Genomic DNA, 18,832 nt, shown 5'->3' on the forward strand with positions numbered 1-18,832 from the left:
GGGCAGCGAGAAGAGGGGGCACGCGCGCGTGCCCCCTCTTCGTACGGCCGTACGACTCCTGCTACTCCTGCTTCTTGCGCCGCGTCCCGAAGACGATCTCGTCCCAGCTCGGCACGGCGGCCCGGCGGCCCGGGCGGACGCCGTCCGCCTCGGCCTGGCGGTCGGTGGCGCCGACCAGCCGGTCGCGGTGGCTGCCGACGGAGCGGGGCATGAGGACGTCCGCGTAGGCGGAGCCGGCCGAGGCCGCGGGGGCCGGGGGCTCCTCCGCCGCCGGTTCCGGGGCGGGCTCCTCCGGGGCGACGACCTCCGCGGGGCGTTCCGGGACCACCATGTCGCCCCGGAAGCTCGGCACCGCCTCCAGGAGGCTGGTCAGCGAGTCCCGCTCGCCGGCCGTCTCCTCGACGGGGTCGGACGACTGCGCGGGCAGGCTCGGCCGGTCCCGGTCGCTGGGACGGTCCATCGGGCGGTCGCGCGGCAGCCGTGCGATCCGCGGCACGAACGGAAAGCTGGGCTCCGGTACGGCGAGGTCGTCGGACTCGCCGATCAGCGAGCGCGCCTCGTCGTCGACGGCCTGGACGAGCCGCCGGGGCGGGTCGTAGGTCCAGCTCGCCGAGTGCGGTTCGCTCGCGACCCGGTAGACGAGGAGGACTTCCCAAGTGCCGTCGTCACGCCGCCAGGAGTCCCACTGCACGGTGTCCTTGTCGGCACCGCGCAGCACCAGCCGCTCCTGGACGGCCTCGCCGAGCAGCGGCCCGGAGTTCTCGCCGGGCCGGCGGACCGGCGTCTTGCGGGCTCGCTCGGCCATGAAGGCGCGCTCGGCCAGTACCGGACCCTCGAAGCGCCGCACCCGGTCGACGGGGATCCCGGCGAGCTGGGCGACCTCTTCCGCGGTCGCACCCGCCCGTATCCGCGCCTGGATGTCTCGGGGCCGGAGATGGCTCTCGACCTCGATCTCGATCTGGCCGAGCCGGGGCCGGTCGCCGCGTACGGCGGCACGGAGCCGTTCGTCGATCGGAAGCGTGTACTCCGTAGAGTCGGCAGCCTTGAGCACCAGCCGTGTGCCGTCATTGGAGACGGCCACGACACGCAGTTCGGGCATGGGGACCTCCCGGGTGGTGCCTGCCGACGTCACGTGCGTCGCTGCTTCCGCTAGTCGAGTGTGGCCTGCCCGGGTGCAGCCTGCCACAACCTTGCCGAGTTGCCCGGCGTGTCGGGCACAGGCCCTGCACCGCCGTTATGGCACGGTTACCTATTCGCAACGCTAAGTGACCAAAACCGTCACCCTGTGCAACTAGCCCCCTCCCGGCGGTCCTGCAAGGCCCCGGACGCCCTGGCGGGAGACCGGACCCAGGGCTCGCAACAGTACTCCATTCGGGCCACGTGCGTGGATTGGCGCGCCGCCCAACTTCTGGCAACGACCCCTCCCTGGCCTCCGGTTGCCCACTTCGGTCGATCTTGAACGTGGCGTACTTCACGCAATCCGCAGAAACGGAACTAATGGTTTCGCCCGTACGTCCCTTTTTCATGCAGTGGATCGAACAAGTGCGGGAAGGGCAGGCAAGGTTCGGGAATGCGTGAAAGGCCCGGTTCCGGTGACCAGACCAGTGCGGGGGAGGAGGCGAAGGGAAGTTCGAAGCGGATCGATCTCAGCGTTCCCCAGGTCGCGGGCAGCGCGGTGGCCGCGGTGGTGGCCGCCAAACTCGCGTCCTACGTCGGGGTGTACGGCACGATCCTCGGCGCCGGAGTCGTCAGCGTGGTCGCCACCTGCGGCGGCTCGTTGTTCCAGCACTTCTTCAGGCGCACCGGAGAACAACTGCGCGACGCGTCGGTGACCACCCGGCCCCACGAGCAAGCGCCCCCGGCGCCCGGCGAGTTCACCGAGGGCACCGTCTACCGCGCCCGGGTGCGGACCTGGCGGCGCCCGGTGTTCGCGGCGGCCCTGGTGTTCGCGGTGGCCATGGCCGGCATCACGACTTACGAACTGGTCTCCGGCAGCAGCTTCAGCGGCGGCTCCGGTACGACGGTCAGCGGCGCCGTCACCGGCGACACCACGTCCTCGAAGTCGTCGGACCCCTCGGATCCCGGGGACTCCTCGGACCCTTCGGGCTCCCCCGGCCCGGAGTCCGGTGACGGTAGGGCCACTTCGCCGGCCCCGTCGCCGTCGTCCTCCTCGGACGCGTCACGGACGCCCGCGAGCGAGGGGGCCACGACACCGGCCCCGTCCCCGAGCGAGTCCGCGAGCGGGGAGCCGAGCACGGCCTCCTCGCCCGCCGGGTCCTCGGCTACTGACCCAGAACCCTCCGCAAGTAGTCGTTCTGGAACAGCCGATCCGGATCGAGCCGGTCTCGCAGCGCGGTGAACTCACCGAAGCGCGGGTAGGCCGTCGCGAAGTACTCCGCGTCCCTGGTGTGCACCTTGCCCCAGTGCGGGCGGCCCTCGTGCGCGGTGAAGATGCGCTCGGCGGCGGTGAAGTACGCCTGGTACGGCGTGCCCCGGAACATGTGCACGGCGACGTAGGCGGTGTCCCGGGCGGAGGCGGTGGACAGGGCGATGTCGTCGGCCGGGGCGGTGCGGACCTCGACCGGGAAGTTGATCCTGAGACCGGAACGGTCGACCATCGCCTTCAGTTCCCGCAGCGTGTCCACCAGAGCCTCGCGCGGCACGGCGTACTCCATCTCCACGAAGCGCACCCGGCGCGGGGATGTGAAGACCTTGTAGGGAATGTCCGTGTACGACCGCGCGGACAGTGCCCTGCTGGAGATCCGGGCGGCCGTCGGTACGACGGCGGGCACCGCGCGGCCGAGCAACTGCACACCGTGGAAGAGGCCGTTGGAGAGGAACTCGTCCTCGAACCAGCCGGCCAGCTGCCCCACCGGCTGCGGCGGACCCGCGCTGCGGTTGTTGCGCTTGGTGTTGGTGTTGCCGGTGTGCGGGAACCAGTAGAACTCGAAGTGCTCGTTCTCGGCCCAGAGCTGGTCGAACTCGGCGAGGACCCGGTCCAGGGTCATCGGCTCCTCGCGCGCGGTGAGCAGGAAGACCGGTTCCACGGCGAAAGTGATCGCGGTGACGATCCCCAGCGCGCCGAGGCCGACCCGTGCGGCCGCGAAGACCGCGCGTTCTTCTTCGGTCCCCTTCTCCGAGCAGGTGAGCACCGAGCCGTCGGCGGTGACCAGTTCGAGTTCCCGGATCTGGGCGGCGAGCGAGGCGGACTCGCGGCCCGTGCCATGGGTGCCGGTGCTGGTGGCCCCGGAGACCGTCTGCTCCATGATGTCGCCCATGTTGGTCAGCGACAGGCCCTCGCGGGCCAGGGCCATGTTGAGTCTCTTGAGCGGAGTGCCCGCCTCGACCGTGACGGTCATGGCCTTACGGTCAATGTTGCGGATCCCGGTCAACAGTTGAGGGCGGATCGAGACGCCGTCGGTCGCGGCGATCGACGTGAAGGAGTGGCCGCTGCCGACCGCCTTCACCTTCAGGCCGTCCGCCGCCGCCCGCCTTACCGCCGCCGCCAGCTCGTCCACGGAGGCGGGCGTGACCTCCCGCGCGGGGTGGACGGTGACATTCCCTCCCCAGTTACGCCACGCGCCGTTCTTCCCGCTCGCTGTACTGCTCAACGGTGCCTCCCCGACCCGTGACCGGCCTGTTGAGCCGGCGGTACCCGAGGAAACCGACCGCGACCGCGACGGCCCCGGACACGGCCGGAACCCCGTACCCGGCGCGGGCACCGGCAGCGTCGATCACCCAGCCGGCGACCGAGGAGCCGAGCGCCACCCCGACCGCGAGGCCGGTGCTCACCCAGGTCATGCCCTCGGTGAGCTTCGCGCGAGGTACGTGCTTTTCGATGAGGGACATCGTCGTGATCATCGTCGGTGCGATGGTCAGGCCCGCAACGAACAGCGCCACGGCCAGAAGCGGCAAGTTTCCGACCAGTAGGAGGGGGATCATACTCACGGCCATCGCACATATGCCCAGCAGCCACCTGCGTTCCGGCTTCCCCGCGAAGCGCATCAGGCCGAAGACCACCCCGGCCAGGCAGGAGCCCGCCGCGTACAGGGCCAGGACCACGCTCGCGGCGCCCTTGTGGCCGCGTTCGTCGGCGAAGGCGACGGTGACCACGTCGACCGCCCCGAAGATCGCCCCGGTGGCCACGAAGGTCGCCACCAGCACCTGGAGGCCGGGCGCCCGCAGCGCCGAACCGCGGGCGTGGTGCTCGCGCGGGTGCGGCGTGGGCTCGGTGGCCCGCTGGGCGGTCAGCCAGAAGACGCCGGCGGCCAGGAAGCAGGCGGCCAGCAGCGGCCCCGCCTCCGGGAACCAGGCCGTGGACAGGCCGATGGAGATGATCGGCCCGAAGATGAAGCAGACCTCGTCGACGACGGACTCGAACGAGTAGGCGGTGTGCAGCTGCGGGGTGCCCCGGTAGAGGGCGGCCCAGCGGGCCCGGATCATCGCGCCCAGGCTCGGCACCGCGCCGATCCCGGCGGCGCAGACGAACAGCACCCAGTCGGGCCACCCGTAGTGCGCGGCGAGGAGCAGCCCGGCCGCCGCCGCCAGCGCGAGCAGCGTCGCGGGACGCAGCACCCGGCGCTGGCCGTACTGGTCGACCAGCCGGGACACCTGCGGGCCGACCGCGGCGGCGGCGAGCGCGATGGTGGCCGAGAGCGCGCCCGCGAGGCCGTAGCGCCCGGTGAGCTGGGAGATCATCGTGACCACGCCGATGCCCATCATGGAGAGCGGCATCCGGCCGACGAAGCCCGCGGCGGAGAAGCCCTTGGTGCCGGGGAGGGCGAACAGGGCGCGATAGGGGCTGGGCACGGGGGTCTCCGACGGCTGTACTGGGTAAGGCGCGATTGCGGCTGATACAGCTTACGAGTGAGGTCGCCGTGCCGCACCCGCTCGGCACCGGGGATAAACCTCCCGAATCCGACTCTTCACGCTCCTGTTTCCGGGCTGTCAGCGCCGGGTGGCAGGATCGGCTCATGTCAGACGCGCTCGATGCCACCCCCTACGACGCCCTGCTCCTGCTCTCCTTCGGCGGCCCGGAAGGCCCGGACGACGTGGTTCCGTTCCTGGAGAACGTGACGCGCGGGCGCGGTATCCCGAAGGAACGTCTCAAGGAAGTCGGGCAGCACTACTTCCTGTTCGGCGGGGTCAGCCCGATCAACGACCAGAACCGCGCCCTGCTGGACGCCCTGCGCAAGGACTTCGCCGAGCACGGCCTGGACCTGCCGATCTACTGGGGCAACCGCAACTGGGCGCCGTATCTGACGGACACCCTGCGCGAGATGGTCGCCGACGGCCGCCGACGCATCCTGGTGCTCGCCACCAGCGCCTACGCCTCCTACTCGGGCTGCCGCCAGTACCGCGAGAACCTCGCGGACTCGCTGGCGGAGCTGGCGGCCGAGGGACTCGAACCGCCGAAGATCGACAAGCTGCGGCACTACTTCAACCACCCCGGCTTCCTCGACCCGATGATCGACGGAGTGCTCCAGTCCCTCTCCGAACTCCCCGAGGACGTCCGTGCGGGCGCCCATATCGCCTTCACCACCCACTCCATCCCGACCGCGAGTGCCGACACCTCCGGCCCGGTCGAGACGCACGGCGAGGGCGGCGCGTACGTCGAGGAGCACCTGGACGTGGCCCAGCTCATCGCCGACGCGGTCCGCGAGCGCACCGGCATCGACCACCCCTGGCGGCTCGTCTACCAGTCCCGCTCCGGCGCCCCGCACATCCCGTGGCTGGAGCCCGACATCTGCGACCACCTGGAGGCGCTGCACGGCGCCGGGGTCCCGGCCGTGGTCATGGCCCCCATCGGCTTCGTCTCCGACCACATGGAGGTCCTCTACGACCTCGACACGGAGGCCATGGCCAAGGCCGGGGAACTGGGCCTGCCGGTACGGCGGTCCGCGACCGTCGGGGACGACCCGCGGTTCGCCGCCGCGATCCGTGAGCTGGTCCTGGAGCGCGCGGCAGTGGAGAGCGGGCGGGAGGTCACGCCGTGCGCGCTGGGCGCGCTGGGCGCGAGCCACAACCTGTGCCCGGTCGGCTGCTGCCCGGCCCGCGCCCCCCGGCCGGCCGCGGCCGGCGCCGACAGCCCGTACGCGTGAGGAGCCCCGTGACCGACGCCCTGCACACCGACCTGCTCAAGCTCGCCCGGGAGGCGGCCGCCCGCGCGGGCGAGCTGCTGCGGGACGGCCGCCCGGCCGACCTCGCCGTGGCCCGGACCAAGTCCAGCCCGATCGATGTCGTGACCGAGATGGACATCGCGGCGGAGAAGCTGATCACCGACCTGATCTCCGGACACCGCCCCGACGACGGCTTCCTCGGGGAGGAGGGCGCGTCGACGGAGGGCACGAGCGGGATCCGCTGGGTGATCGACCCGCTCGACGGCACGGTCAACTACCTCTACGGGCTGCCGACCTGGGCGGTCTCCATCGCGGCCGAGCAGGACGGCGAGACCGTGGCCGGGGTCGTGGCGGCGCCGATGCGCGGCGAGACGTACCACGCGGTACGGGGTGGCGGGGCCTGGGCGACCGGGGCGTGGGAGGGCGAGCGGGAGCTGCGCTGCCGCCCGGCACCGCCGCTGGACCAGGCGCTGGTGTCGACCGGCTTCAACTACGTGACGGAGGTCCGCACCCACCAGGCCGAGGTCGCCGCCCGGCTGATCCCGCTGCTCCGCGACGTACGCCGGAGCGGGTCGGCGGCGATCGACCTGTGCGATGTGGCCTGCGGCCGGCTGGACGGGTACTACGAGCGCGGGCTGAACGCGTGGGACTGGGGTGCGGGCGACCTGATCGCGAGAGAGGGCGGCGCGCTCACGGGCGGCCGCCCCGGAGAACCCCCGTCCCGTGCCCTGACGGTCGCGGCCACCCCGGGCGTCTTCGAGCCGCTCCAGCGCCTGCTGGACGACTTCGGAGCCTGGCACGACTGAGCCCCGGACGTTCGGGCTGAGGGGGGGCACGGCACCGCCGGGAACCGCCGTCGCGGCGGGAAAGGTGCGGCGGTGGTTGGGGGGCGGGAGGGGCGCGCGTGCGGCTGGGCCGGGGGACGGAAAGGGTCGCGTGCAGGCTTGGGTCGGGGGTCGGGAGGGGCGCGCGCAGGCCTGACCGGGAGACGGAAAGAGGCGTGGGCGGGCTTGAGCAGGGGTGGGGAGGGGCTGTTGCGAGTGGTGTGGGCGTAGGGGGCCCTGGGTTCTTTTGGCCTGGGGGGAATCGAACGTTGTTGCGGTGGGTACTGGTCAAGGTATGAGCAGGGCCCCGGCGCTGGATTCGCCGGGGCCCTGTTCCTGTGCCGGTGAGCTGCTGCTGCGGGACTGTCAGACGCTGGTCGCGCCGACTTCCACGCCGTGTTCGGCGGCGAGGCGGCGCAGGTCGTCGAGCTCGGCCTGTTCCACTTCGACGAGGAAGTCGTCGCCCTCGTCACGAGCCCGGGTGATGTCGGACTCGGTCGCCTTTATGCGCTGCAGAAGTCCTGTGGTGAATGCGTCCATGCTGCGCCCCCTCGTCCTGGGTCGTGGGTCGGTGGCACGGGGGTGTGCCGTTGAAGGGGCGATCACGTCTCTCGCGGGTGCCCAGCGCTGCCCTGCTGGGCGGCGACGGTGCCGGACACCCCCATCGTCCACTCTGCTGTAGCGGCGACGTACGTACCGCATGGTGCTGCGGCACATGCAGAGCGTGATCGCGGGGTGTACATGCCGTCCTCCCCTCGCTCCCTTCCGTGGAAACCTAACCGGAACAGAAAATCTCGCATTCCCGCCCGGCGGCATCGATCCGACCGCCCCCGCCGCCGCCTTACTGCCGACTTATGGCCGAAAAGGGCAGGATGGAGGCCACACACCCCATGGAGACCCCTGCCCACGTGCGCCGGTGCGCGCTACGCGGGTGGACAGAGGAAGGACAAGCGACGTGCGCGTACTCGTCGTCGAGGACGAGCAACTGCTCGCCGATGCGGTGGCCACCGGACTGCGCCGGGAGGCCATGGCCGTCGACGTCGTGTACGACGGTGCGGCCGCCCTGGAGCGCATCGGCGTCAACGACTACGACGTGGTCGTCCTCGACCGCGACCTCCCCCTCGTGCACGGCGACGACGTCTGCCGCAGGATCGTCGAGCTCGGCATGCCCACGCGCGTGCTGATGCTCACCGCGTCCGGCGACGTCAGCGACCGCGTGGAGGGCCTGGAGATCGGCGCCGACGACTACCTTCCCAAGCCCTTCGCGTTCAGCGAGCTGATCGCACGCGTGCGTGCCCTCGGCCGCCGTACCAGCGTGCCGCTGCCCCCGGTCCTGGAGCGCGCCGGCATCAAGCTCGACCCGAACCGCCGCGAGGTCTTCCGCGACGGCAAGGAGGTCCAGCTCGCGCCCAAGGAGTTCGCGGTCCTGGAGGTGCTGATGCGCAGCGAGGGCGCGGTGGTCTCCGCCGAGCAGCTCCTCGAGAAGGCCTGGGACGAGAACACGGACCCGTTCACCAACGTCGTGCGGGTGACCGTGATGACGCTGCGCCGCAAGCTGGGCGAGCCCGCCGTGATCGTCACCGTCCCCGGCTCGGGTTACCGGATCTGATGACCGTGGCCACCACTCCCGCACCTCCGCAAGCGCCCCCCAAGCCCACCTGGGACCCCCGGAGGCCACAGCCCGTCTTCCCGTGGCTGCGCCCCACCATCCGCATACGGCTCACGCTGCTGTACGGCGGCATGTTCCTGATCGCCGGCATCCTGCTGCTCTCGATCATCTACCTGCTCGCGGCACAGGCGATCAGCACCGGCAACCAGCCGCTGTTCAAGATCGTCAAATACTCGGATCTCCAGGTCTCCAGCGACAACTGCCCCGCCATCAACATGGCCAGCGGCACGGCCACCCTGTCGCTGCAGGACTTCAACAACGCGATCGCCCACTGCGTGGACCACCAGCGCCAAGCCGCCCTGGACGACCTGCTGAGCCGTTCGCTGCTGGCCCTGCTCGGCCTCGCCGTGATCGCCTTCGCGTTCGGCTACGCGATGGCCGGACGGGTGCTGTCCCCGCTCGGCCGGATCACCCGCACCGCCCGCGCGGTGGCCGGCTCGGACCTGTCCCGCCGGATCGAGCTGGACGGCCCGGACGACGAGCTCAAGGAACTCGCGGACACCTTCGACGACATGCTGGAGCGACTGCAACGGGCCTTCACCGCCCAGCAGCGTTTCGTCGGCAACGCCTCCCATGAGCTGCGCACGCCACTGGCGATCAATCGCACGCTCCTGGAGGTGCACCTCTCGGACCCGGGCGCGCCCATGGAGCTGCAACAGCTCGGCAAGACCCTGCTGGCCACCAACGAACGCAGCGAGCAGCTCGTGGAGGGCCTGCTGCTGCTCGCCCGCAGCGACAACCAGATCGTCGAGCGCAAACCGGTCGACCTGGCCGAGGTGGCCACCCAGGCCGTCGACCAGGTGCACGCCGAGGCGGAGGCCAAGGGCGTGACCATCCGGGGCGTGCGGAAGCCGGCGGTCGTGCAGGGCAACGGCGTCCTGCTGGAGCGGATCGCGCTGAACCTGGTGCAGAATGCGGTGCGCTACAACGTGCCCGAGGAGGGCTGGGTCGAGGTCGACACCGAGATCCAGCACGGCCAGGCGGTACTGTCCGTCGCGAACACCGGCCCAGTGGTGCCGGCGTACGAGATCGACAACCTGTTCGAGCCCTTCAGGCGGCTCCGTACCGACCGCACGGGCAGCGACAAGGGCGTCGGCCTCGGTCTGTCCATCGTCCGGTCCGTGGCCCGGGCGCACGGCGGCCACATCGCGGCTCAGCCCCGTGAGGGCGGTGGGCTCGTGATGAGAGTCACCCTGCCTACCTGATGCCGTTACAAGATCGCGACACACGCGGAGGGTGTTCGCTTTGCGCGGAATTTTCTCTCGGGGTGGCGTGGTACCCCTTGAGTGATCGATCACAGGGGCGGTTTTCCGGCCATATACTCTCCGTGATCATGACTAGGGGAATAAAGCCGGGAAAATCCCTGTTTTCAGGGGTCTTGATCACGGGAAGTACAGGGTGAGGCGCCTTTGAGGTGTCTCGTGAGAACCGTGTACGGTCCCCATCGCCATTCAACCCGATCACTCTTGGGGGATCCGGTTGGGTGTCGATTGAGTAACAGACCTTGATGTGAGGCAAAATCTCCGCCTCGGGTCGGGCACAAGTCCGGCCTCTCACGCGTTACGTGCGCTGGAGACACCGCAGACACCCAGAGGGGGAGAGCGACATGGCAACCGATTACGACACTCCACGCAAGACCGACGATGACGTCGACTCGGACAGCCTTGAAGAGCTGAAGGCTCGGAGGAACGACAAGTCCACGTCCGCAGTGGACGTGGACGAGTTCGAGGCCGCCGAAGGCCTGGAGCTGCCCGGCGCGGACCTCTCGAACGAGGAGCTGGCCGTCCGGGTGCTGCCCAAGCAGCAGGACGAGTTCACTTGCATGAGCTGCTTCCTGGTGCACCACCGCAGCCAGCTGGCCCGGGAGAAGAACGGTCAGCCGATCTGCCGCGACTGCGACTGAGGAGGGGTCGGGCATGACTGGCTCGACCCCACCTCGGAGGCGCCGCTTCTCTCTTCCGGGAGCGGACTCGGGGCCGTCCGACGGCCCACGCGCGCGTGACGACGAGCGAGGCTCATCCGATCCGGGAGCCTCGCTCGAACCGGCGGCCGACCGGGGTGACCTCCCGGCGCCGGCGGATCAGCCCGCGCCCGTCGCACGGCGACGGGCCGGGGTCATCCGTGACAGGGCCGTGAATCTGGCCCGGGAAGGCGCCCGTAAGGGCGGCAGCCGGGCGAGAGCGGGGCTGGCCTACCTCGCGGACCGGATCATCGAGATCGCCCCGCGTGTCCCCGTACGCGACCTCGCGTCCCTCCGTCGGCAGTTCCCGGACCTCGGACCCGAGCAGCTCGCCGACAAGCTCGTGGCGGGCGCGGCGGGTGCGACCTCGGCGGTCGGGGCCGGGGTCGGCGCGGCGGCGATGCTGCCGGTGCCGCCGGCGATGCCGACCGAGCTGGCCGCGGAGATCACCGGGGTCGCGGCGATCGAGCTGAAGCTCATCGCCGAGCTCCACGAGGTCTACGGCGTGCGGCCGCCGGGAAACCTGAAGGCCCGCAGCACCGCGTATCTGTCCTCCTGGTCGGGGGAGCGTGGGATCGACGTGATGAAGCCGTCGACGATCAACGGTGCCCTCGGCGGGCACATGAAGCGCGAGCTGCGCCAGCAGATCATGAAGCGGATGGTGCGGGACCTGCCCAACCTGATGCCGTTCATGGTGGGCGCCGCGGTGGGCGCGGTCATGAACCGCCGGGACACCAAGAAGCTCGCGGCGCGGATCCGGGCGGACCTGAGGAAGATCCAGGTGCCGTGGGAGGAACTGCCCGAGCTGCCGCCGCTGGAGAAGCCGGCGGAGCCGCTGCCGATCGCCGAGCTGCCCGAGGACTTCGGAGGCTGACGCCGGCCGGCTGAGGGACCGACCGGGCCTACTGGGCCTGCTTCGCAGCCTCGATCGCCGCCGCCAGAGCCTCCGGCTCCCGCGTCGACAGGTACAGGTACGGCGTCGGGTCCGCAGGGTCCGTGACCTCCACGCGCAGGGCCCCGGGGATGTAGGCGCGCAGCAGGAGGAAGGCGCGGACGTCGGCCTTGTACGTGCGCCAGGCGCGCGCCTCCTCCGGGTCCAGGACCTCGGAGGCGCCCAGGGCGGACACCGGGATCTTCGCCTCCCCGGCGATCAGCGAGTCGCCCACCACCCGGATGCGCGGGGAGCCGTACGAACTGGCCACCACCGCTGCCGCCGCCGTGCCGCCCACCAGGCCGCCCAGCGTCGGCAGAGTGCCGAAGGGAAGCAGGACCAGGGCGCACGAGACGCCGATCAGGAAGCTGAGGAACCACCACGACCGGGGGGCCGTGAGGCGTTCTTCGTACGGGGTGGCGGAGAGCTGCATGGAGCCAAGCTTGGCACGGTGTCCGGATTCACCGGACGCGCGGGTAAGGTCTGCGGCTGTGAGTGGTAGTTCCGCAGCTCTTCAGCCTCCCGCCAGTGCCCGGAAACCGGTGCGGCATCCCGACGCTCCCGTGCCCGGTGAGCTCATCGGCGCCCACTACGAACAGTGTTTCGGGTGCGGCCGCGAGCACGCGCACGGGCTGCATCTGGAGGTACGGGCCGGCGAGGGGGTCTCCCTCACCGCCGAGTTCACCGTGCGGGCCGCCCACCAGGGCGCCCCCGGCCTCGCGCACGGCGGTGTCCTCGCCACCGCCCTCGACGAGACGCTCGGCTCGCTGAACTGGCTGCTGCGGAAGATCGCCGTCACCGGACGGCTGGAGACCGACTTCGTACGGCCGGTGCCCGTGGGCACCACGCTGTACCTGGCGGCTGAGGTCGTCGCGGTGGCCGGCCGGAAGATCTACTCGACCGCCACCGGGCGCCTGGACGGCCCCGGCGGACCCGTCGCCGTCCGTGCCGACGCCCTCTTCGTGGAGGTACCGGTCGAGCACTTCGTCGACAACGGCCGCGAGGAAGAGATCAAGGCCGCCATGAACGACCCGGACCAGATCCGGCGCACCCGCGCCTTCGAGGTGAACCCGTGAACCCCGCATCCCCAGTGAGCCCTCTCGACGTGCTCATCCGCCGTGTCGACCCCGGCGTACCGCTTCCGGCGTACGAGCACCCCGGTGACGCGGGAGCCGATCTGCGTACCACCGAGGCGTGCGAGCTGAAGCCCGGCGAACGGGTCGTACTGCCCACGGGGGTGTCGATCGCCCTCCCGGATGGGTACGCGGCCTTCGTACACCCTCGTTCGGGGCTCGCCGCCCGGTGCGGTGTGGCCCTCGTGAATGCCCCAGGGACGATTGATGCCGGGTACCGTGGGGAGATCAAGGTGATCGTGGTGAATCTCGACCCGCGCGAGGCCGTGCGGTTCGAGCGCTTCGACCGGATTGCCCAACTGGTCGTCCAGCAGGTCGAGAAGGTCCGCTTCCAGGAGGTGGCGGAGCTTCCCGGCTCAGCGCGGGCCGAGGGGGGCTTCGGGTCCACCGGCGGGCATGCCGCGGTGGGCGACGTGAGCGGCACAAGCGGTCAGGCCGCCGACGGTGGCCGGACGGGTGGGAATCGATACGCTTCGGTCGTATCCGACCGGGAAGGACAGTGACGTGTTCGGACGTCGCAACAAGAAGGGTGCCGCCGAGGACGCGGCCGGCGAGGCCGAGCAGGTCGTCGACAGCGTCGGCACCGAGGCGGACGAGGAAGAGGGCGAGCGCGCGCGCGTACGCCTGGAACCGGAGCCCCGGCCCGACGGGCCGTGGGACGACTCCGAGGTGCGCGAGCCGGGTGAGGGCCGGGTGGATCTCGGCGGGCTGTTCGTGCCCGGCGTCGACGGCATGGAGCTGCGGGTCGAGGTCGCGGGCGACGCGATCGTCGCGGCGACCGTGGTGCTCAAGGACAGCGCCGTGCAGTTGCAGGCCTTCGCAGCTCCCAAGCGCGAGGGCATCTGGGGCGAGGTGCGCGAGGAGATCGGCTCCGGCATCACCCAGCAGGGCGGCATCGTCGACGAGGTCGAGGGTCCGCTGGGCTGGGAGCTGCGCGCCCAGGTGCCGGTGCAGCTGCCGGACGGCACGGGCGGCTTCCAGGTCGTGCGGTTCGTCGGTGTGGACGGTCCGCGCTGGTTCCTGCGGGGTGTGATCTCCGGGCAGGGCGCGGTGCAGCCGCAGGCCGCCGGGCTCCTGGAGCAGATCTTCCGGGACACCGTCGTGGTCCGCGGCGAGGGCCCGATGGCCCCCCGTGACCCGATCGTCCTGAAGCTGCCGAATGACGCCCAGATGGTCCCCGAGGGCGTCCAGCAGCAGGAGGAGTCCTCGCGCTTCTCCGGCGGCATGGGCCAGCTCCAGCGCGGACCGGAGATCACCGAGGTCCGCTAGGCGCTCCGCCCGGGAGAGCCGTTCGAGAGCCGCACCCTTCGGGGTGCGGCTCTTTTGTGTGCGCACCCCCTTGACGGCGCATTGGTCTGTACCTACGGTCACGGCTCAACGCGCCGTTCATAAAGGCGCTTCACGTTCACCCACATGAACGAGAGGCCTTCAGGTATGCGCAGAACCGGACTCCTCGCGGCCGTCGTCGCCCTCGTCCTCGGAGCCCTTTCCTGGCCGGCCCAGGCCGCCCCCGCCACCTTCGTCCATCCCGGGGTCACCGTCTCCAGGGCCCAGCTGGACTTCGCCCGCACCGAGGTACTGGCCGGCGCCCAGCCCTGGAAGGCGGCCTACGACCAGATGATGGCCAGCAAGTACGCCGACCTGAACCGGACGCCCGCACCCAGGGCGACGGTCGAGTGCGGGTCGTACTCGAACCCCAACTACGGCTGCACCGACGAGCGCGAGGACGCGATCGCCGCCTACACCGACGCCCTCGCCTGGTACATCACCAAGGACGCCCGCTACGCCCAGAAGGCCATCCAGATCATGGACGCCTGGTCGGCCACCATCACCAGTCACACCAACAGCAACGCGCCCCTGCAGACCGGCTGGGCCGGCTCCTCCTGGCCCAAGGCCGCCGAGATCATCAGGTACACCTACACCGGCACCTGGGCGAACGAGGCCCGCTTCGCCACCATGCTGCGCAACGTCTACCTCCCCACCGTCATCAAGGGCTCCAACTCCAACGGCAACTGGGAGCTGACGATGATGGAGGCCGCCGTCGGCATCTCCGTCTTCCTGGAGGACAAGGCGTCGTACGACACGGCCATGGCCAAGTTCCGCACCCGCACGGCCGCCTATGTCTACCTGGCCTCCGACGGGTCGGTGCCGAAGACCGTGCCCAGCCAGAACCTCGACACCACCGCCAAGATCGTCTCCTACTGGCAGGGCCAGTCCACCTTCGTCACCGGCCTCACCCAGGAGACCTGCCGGGACTTCACGCACACCGGCTACGGCATCTCCTCGATCTCGCACGTCGCCGAGACCAGCCGGATCCAGGGCCAGGACCTCTACGGCACCGACGTCGGCGAGCGGCTGCGGCAGGCGCTCGGCTTCCAGTCCAAGTACCAGCTGGGCACCGCCGTCCCCAGCTGGCTCTGCGGCGGCTCCCTGACCCTCGGCCTCGGGCCCGTCACCGAGGTCGGCTACAACGCCCTCCACAACCGGCTGGGCATCGCCATGTCCAACACCCAGACGCTCACCCAGAACAACCGTCCCGCGGGCACCAACAACCTCTTCGTCGCCTGGGAGACCCTCACCCACGGTGACAACCCCAACTGAGCCCCCTGGTGCCCGCCCGGTGCCCCGCGGTGCCCTCAGGGAGGCCCGCGGGGCACATCAGGGTTCCGTCAAAGATGCCCGCCGTCGAACCGCCTGTCTCATTCGCCCGGATTGTTGGCCGTAAGGTCGACGCTGCGTAGGCGGCAGTAAGCGGAAGACAATGGGACCATGGCACGCGGCAAGCTTCGGATCTATCTCGGTGCGGCACCGGGCGTGGGCAAGACCTACGCCATGCTCTCCGAGGCCCACCGGCGCGTGGAGCGCGGCACCGACTGCGTGGTCGCCTTCGTCGAGCACCACGACCGGCAGCGCACCGAGGTGATGCTGCACGGCCTGGAGCAGGTCCCGCGCAAGGAGCTGGAGTACCGGGACGCCCTGTTCACGGAGATGGACGTGGACGCCGTGCTGCACCGCGCCCCCGCCGTCGCCCTGGTGGACGAACTCGCCCACACCAACATCCCCGGCTCCCGCAACGCCAAGCGCTGGCAGGACGTCGAGGAACTGCTGGCGGCCGGGATCGACGTCGTCTCGACCGTCAACATCCAGCACCTGGAGTCCCTCGGCGATGTCGTCGAGTCCATCACGGGAGTGCGCCAGCGCGAGACCGTGCCCGACGAGGTGGTACGGCGCGCGGACCAGATCGAGCTGGTCGACATGTCGCCCCAGGCGCTGCGCCGGCGCATGGCACACGGCAACATCTACCAGTCGGACAAGGTCGACGCGGCCCTCTCCAACTACTTCCGCCCCGGAAACCTCACCGCCCTGCGCGAGCTGGCGCTGCTGTGGGTGGCCGACCGGGTCGACGAGTACCTGAAGCAGTACCGCAACGAGCACCGGGTCTCCGCGATCTGGGGCTCACGGGAACGGATCGTCGTCGGGCTCACCGGCGGGCCCGAGGGGCGCACGCTGATCCGGCGGGCCGCGCGGCTCGCCGAGAAGGGCGCCGGCGGCGAGGTCCTCGCCGTCTACATATCCCGCAGCGACGGCCTGACCTCGGCCTCCCCGAAGGAACTCGCCGTCCAGCGCACCCTGGTCGAGGACCTCGGCGGCACCTTCCACCAGGTCGTCGGCGAGGACATCCCCGCAGCCCTGCTCGACTTCGCGCGCGGGGTCAACGCCACCCAGATCGTGCTCGGCTCCTCCCGCCGCAAGGCCTGGCAGTACGTCCTCGGGCCCGGCGTCGGCGCCACGGTCGCCCGCGAGTCGGGACCCGACCTGGACGTCCACATCGTCACCCACGAGGAGGTCGCCAAGGGACGCGGGCTGCCGGTGGCCCGGGGCGCCCGGCTCGGGCGCGGCCGGATCATCGCGGGCTGGCTGGTCGGCCTGGTCGGCCCGGCCGTCATGGCGGTGCTGCTGAACACCGTCGACCTCGGCCTCGCCAACGACATGCTGCTCTTCCTGACCCTCACGGTCGCGGCCGCGCTGCTCGGCGGGCTCTTCCCGGCGCTGGCCTCGGCGGCCTTCGGGTCCCTGCTGCTGAACTACTTCTACACCCCGCCCCTGCACCGGCTGACCATCGCCGATCCGAAGAACATCGTGGCCATCGTGATCTTCTTCGGGGTCGCGCTGTCCGTCGCCTCGGTCGTCGACCTCGCCGCCCGGCGCACCCACCAGGCGGCCCGGCTGCGTGCCGAGTCCGAGATCCTCTCCTTCCTCGCCGGCAACGTGCTGCGCGGCGAGACCAGCCTGGAGGAACTGCTCGAGCGGGTCCGGGAGACCTTCGGCATGGATTCCGCCGCCCTCCTGGAACGGGCGGCCGACGTCCAGCCGTGGAGCTGCGCGGGCCGGGCCGGCGTCGGACCCGCCCTGCGGCGGCCCGAGGACGCCGACGTCGACGTGCCCATAGGCGACCACATGGCCCTCGCGCTGACCGGCCGGGTGCTGCCCGCCGAAGACCGCCGGGTGCTCGCCGCCTTCGCCGCCCAGGCAGCCGTCGTACTGGATCGCAGGCGGCTTCAGGAGGAGGCCGAGCAGGCCCGCGCGCTCGCCGAGGGCAACCGGATCCGTACGGCCCTGCTGGCCGCCGTCAGCCATGATCTGCGCACCCCGCTCGCCGGGATCAAGGCGGCGGTGTCGTCGCTGCGATCGGACGACGTGGAGTGGTCCGAGGAGGACCGGGCGGAGCTGCTGGAGGGCATCGAGGAGGGCGCCGACCGGCTCAACCACCTCGTCGGCAACCTGCTCGACATGTCCCGCCTGCAGACCGGCACCGTCACCCCGATCGTCCGGGAGATCGACCTCGACGAGGTGGTCCCGATGGCGCTGGTCGGGGTGGACGAGGGCAGCGTCGAGCTGGACGTCCCCGAGACCCTGCCCATGGTCGAGGCCGACGCCGGGCTCCTGGAGCGGTCGGTGGCCAACCTGGTCGAGAACGCCGTCAAGTACAGCCCGCCCGACCGGCCCGGCAGTGTGGTTCTGGTGTCCGCCAGCGCCATCGCCGACCGCGTGGAGCTGCGGATCGTGGACCGCGGCCCCGGCGTGCCCGACGATGCCAAGGAACGCATATTCGAGCCCTTCCAGCGCTACGGTGACGCTCCGCGCGGCGCCGGGGTCGGTCTGGGGCTCGCGGTCGCCCGGGGCTTCACCGAGGCGATGGGCGGCACCCTCAACGCCGAGGACACGCCCGGTGGCGGCCTCACCATGGTCCTCACCCTTCGCGCGGCAGGATCGGTCACCGCAGCAGCAGAACCCGTGGCGGAAGCAGCAGCACAGGCCGCGGCAGAACCGGAAAGGCAGGCCTCATGACCCGTGTGCTCGTGGTCGACGACGAGCCGCAGATCGTGCGCGCCCTCGTGATCAACCTCAAGGCGCGCAAGTACGAGGTCGACGCGGCCCCCGACGGCCGTACCGCCCTCGAACTGGCCGCCTCCCGCCACCCCGACGTGGTCGTCCTCGACCTCGGCCTGCCCGACATGGACGGCGTCGAGGTGATCAAGGGGCTGCGCGGCTGGACCCGGGTGCCGATCCTGGTGCTCTCCGCCCGCCACTCCTCCGACGAGAAGGTCGAGGCGCTCGACGCGGGCGCCGACGACTACGTCACCAAGCCCTTCGGCATGGACGAGCTGCTGGCCCGGCTGCGGGCCGCCGTGCGCCGTGCCGAGCCGGTCGCCGGGGGCGGCGAGGACGACGTGCTGGTGGAGACCGAGGGGTTCACCGTCGACCTGGCCGCGAAGAAGGTCAACCGGGCCGGCAGGGACGTCCGGCTGACCCCCACGGAGTGGCATCTGCTGGAGGTGCTGGTCCGCAACACCGGCCGGCTGGTCAGCCAGAAGCAGCTGCTGCAGGAGGTGTGGGGACCGTCGTACGGGACGGAGACCAACTATCTACGCGTGTACATGGCACAGCTGCGCCGGAAGCTGGAGGCGGACCCCTCGCACCCCAAGCACTTCATCACTGAGCCGGGGATGGGGTACCGGTTCGAGAAATGAGCCGGGGGCGGCCGGAGGCCCGGCCCGCCGCGCAGCGGCAATCAGGTACAGCGTCCCCCGTGGGGATGCGGCATCACTGAGCCGGGACGGGGTACCGGTTCGCGAAGTGAGCCGGGCGGCCGGTTCGGGAAGCGAGTCCGGGGCGTGAGCTGGACTACGGCAGT

General features: G+C 70.9%; 18 protein-coding genes. 13 read left to right on the forward strand and 5 right to left on the reverse strand.

The annotated features are described in order from the left end of the window. Window positions 1–61 precede the first annotated feature (61 nt). Window positions 62–1,099: a septation protein SepH gene (gene sepH, locus AB0D59_RS42690; protein ID WP_362576675.1), complete on the reverse strand. Its 1,038-nt coding sequence runs from the start codon at window positions 1,097–1,099 to the stop codon at window positions 62–64. Between the two features lie 471 nt (window positions 1,100–1,570). Here sepH and AB0D59_RS42695 point away from each other — a divergent pair, with 471 nt between their 5' ends. Then, window positions 1,571–2,359: a hypothetical protein gene (locus tag AB0D59_RS42695; protein ID WP_362576676.1), complete on the forward strand. Its 789-nt coding sequence runs from the start codon at window positions 1,571–1,573 to the stop codon at window positions 2,357–2,359. Here the strand turns inward: AB0D59_RS42695 and AB0D59_RS42700 are convergent. Next, window positions 2,283–3,611: a D-arabinono-1,4-lactone oxidase gene (locus tag AB0D59_RS42700; protein WP_362576677.1), complete on the reverse strand. Its 1,329-nt coding sequence runs from the start codon at window positions 3,609–3,611 to the stop codon at window positions 2,283–2,285. The two genes, AB0D59_RS42695 and AB0D59_RS42700, sit on opposite strands and share 77 nt — an antisense overlap. Beyond that, entirely contained in the window at window positions 3,571–4,809 is a 1,239-nt protein-coding gene (locus AB0D59_RS42705) for an MFS transporter (RefSeq protein ID WP_362576678.1), read from the reverse strand. The genes AB0D59_RS42700 and AB0D59_RS42705 overlap by 41 nt, the downstream gene beginning before the upstream one ends. A 164-nt stretch (window positions 4,810–4,973) precedes the next feature. Between AB0D59_RS42705 and AB0D59_RS42710 the strand changes: the two genes are divergently transcribed. Next, the gene (locus tag AB0D59_RS42710) at window positions 4,974–6,101 is read left to right on the forward strand and encodes a ferrochelatase (RefSeq protein WP_362576679.1); all 1,128 of its coding nucleotides are present in this window, start codon (window positions 4,974–4,976) and stop codon (window positions 6,099–6,101) included. Between the two features lie 8 nt (window positions 6,102–6,109). After that, complete coding sequence (locus tag AB0D59_RS42715; RefSeq protein ID WP_362576680.1) at window positions 6,110–6,925, forward strand: inositol monophosphatase family protein; 816 nt, start codon at window positions 6,110–6,112, stop codon at window positions 6,923–6,925. Window positions 6,926–7,309: 384 nt separating this feature from the next. On the opposite strand, the gene AB0D59_RS42720 is transcribed toward AB0D59_RS42715, so the two are convergent. Next, a complete protein-coding gene (locus AB0D59_RS42720) occupies window positions 7,310–7,483 on the reverse strand; it encodes a hypothetical protein (RefSeq protein ID WP_165939545.1) in 174 nt (57 codons plus the stop codon). Window positions 7,484–7,898: 415 nt separating this feature from the next. Between AB0D59_RS42720 and AB0D59_RS42725 the strand changes: the two genes are divergently transcribed. The 4 genes from AB0D59_RS42725 to AB0D59_RS42740 all read left to right on the forward strand — a co-directional run bounded on the left by AB0D59_RS42725 (window position 7,899) and on the right by AB0D59_RS42740 (window position 11,446). Further along, window positions 7,899–8,552, forward strand: a complete 654-nt coding sequence (locus tag AB0D59_RS42725; protein WP_351728548.1) for a response regulator transcription factor — start codon at window positions 7,899–7,901, stop codon at window positions 8,550–8,552. A gap of 5 nt (window positions 8,553–8,557) precedes the next feature. Continuing rightward, window positions 8,558–9,817: a HAMP domain-containing sensor histidine kinase gene (locus tag AB0D59_RS42730; protein WP_362576759.1), complete on the forward strand. Its 1,260-nt coding sequence runs from the start codon at window positions 8,558–8,560 to the stop codon at window positions 9,815–9,817. Between the two features lie 401 nt (window positions 9,818–10,218). Further along, on the forward strand, window positions 10,219–10,515 hold the full coding sequence (locus tag AB0D59_RS42735) for a DUF4193 domain-containing protein (protein WP_005481602.1): 297 nt from the start codon (window positions 10,219–10,221) through the stop codon (window positions 10,513–10,515). Between the two features lie 13 nt (window positions 10,516–10,528). After that, a complete protein-coding gene (locus tag AB0D59_RS42740; RefSeq protein ID WP_362576681.1) occupies window positions 10,529–11,446 on the forward strand; it encodes a hypothetical protein in 918 nt (305 codons plus the stop codon). Between the two features lie 28 nt (window positions 11,447–11,474). Here AB0D59_RS42740 and AB0D59_RS42745 read toward each other — a convergent pair whose 3' ends face one another. Then, window positions 11,475–11,936 carry a DUF3093 domain-containing protein gene (locus AB0D59_RS42745; protein ID WP_362576682.1) on the reverse strand — a complete coding sequence of 154 codons (462 nt, stop codon included), beginning with the start codon at window positions 11,934–11,936 and terminating at the stop codon, window positions 11,475–11,477. A gap of 58 nt (window positions 11,937–11,994) precedes the next feature. Between AB0D59_RS42745 and AB0D59_RS42750 the strand changes: the two genes are divergently transcribed. The 6 genes from AB0D59_RS42750 (at window position 11,995) to AB0D59_RS42775 (ending at window position 18,668) form a co-directional block, all read left to right on the forward strand. Next, window positions 11,995–12,579, forward strand: a complete 585-nt coding sequence (locus AB0D59_RS42750) for a PaaI family thioesterase (protein ID WP_362576683.1) — start codon at window positions 11,995–11,997, stop codon at window positions 12,577–12,579. Then, complete coding sequence (dut, locus tag AB0D59_RS42755; protein WP_362576684.1) at window positions 12,576–13,139, forward strand: dUTP diphosphatase; 564 nt, start codon at window positions 12,576–12,578, stop codon at window positions 13,137–13,139. Before AB0D59_RS42750 ends, dut begins: the two co-directional genes overlap by 4 nt. Window position 13,140: 1 nt before the next feature. Further along, window positions 13,141–13,905 carry a DUF3710 domain-containing protein gene (locus AB0D59_RS42760; protein WP_362576685.1) on the forward strand — a complete coding sequence of 255 codons (765 nt, stop codon included), beginning with the start codon at window positions 13,141–13,143 and terminating at the stop codon, window positions 13,903–13,905. Between the two features lie 165 nt (window positions 13,906–14,070). Then, entirely contained in the window at window positions 14,071–15,237 is a 1,167-nt protein-coding gene (locus tag AB0D59_RS42765) for an alginate lyase family protein (protein ID WP_362576686.1), read from the forward strand. Between the two features lie 168 nt (window positions 15,238–15,405). Further along, window positions 15,406–17,985: a sensor histidine kinase KdpD gene (locus AB0D59_RS42770; RefSeq protein ID WP_362576687.1), complete on the forward strand. Its 2,580-nt coding sequence runs from the start codon at window positions 15,406–15,408 to the stop codon at window positions 17,983–17,985. Continuing rightward, window positions 17,982–18,668, forward strand: a complete 687-nt coding sequence (locus tag AB0D59_RS42775) for a response regulator (protein WP_351710013.1) — start codon at window positions 17,982–17,984, stop codon at window positions 18,666–18,668. Before AB0D59_RS42770 ends, AB0D59_RS42775 begins: the two co-directional genes overlap by 4 nt. The last annotated feature ends 164 nt before the right edge of the window (window positions 18,669–18,832 follow it).

The sequence above is a fragment of the Streptomyces sp. NPDC048417 genome, from assembly GCF_040651615.1.
GTDB lineage: Bacteria > Actinomycetota > Actinomycetes > Streptomycetales > Streptomycetaceae > Streptomyces.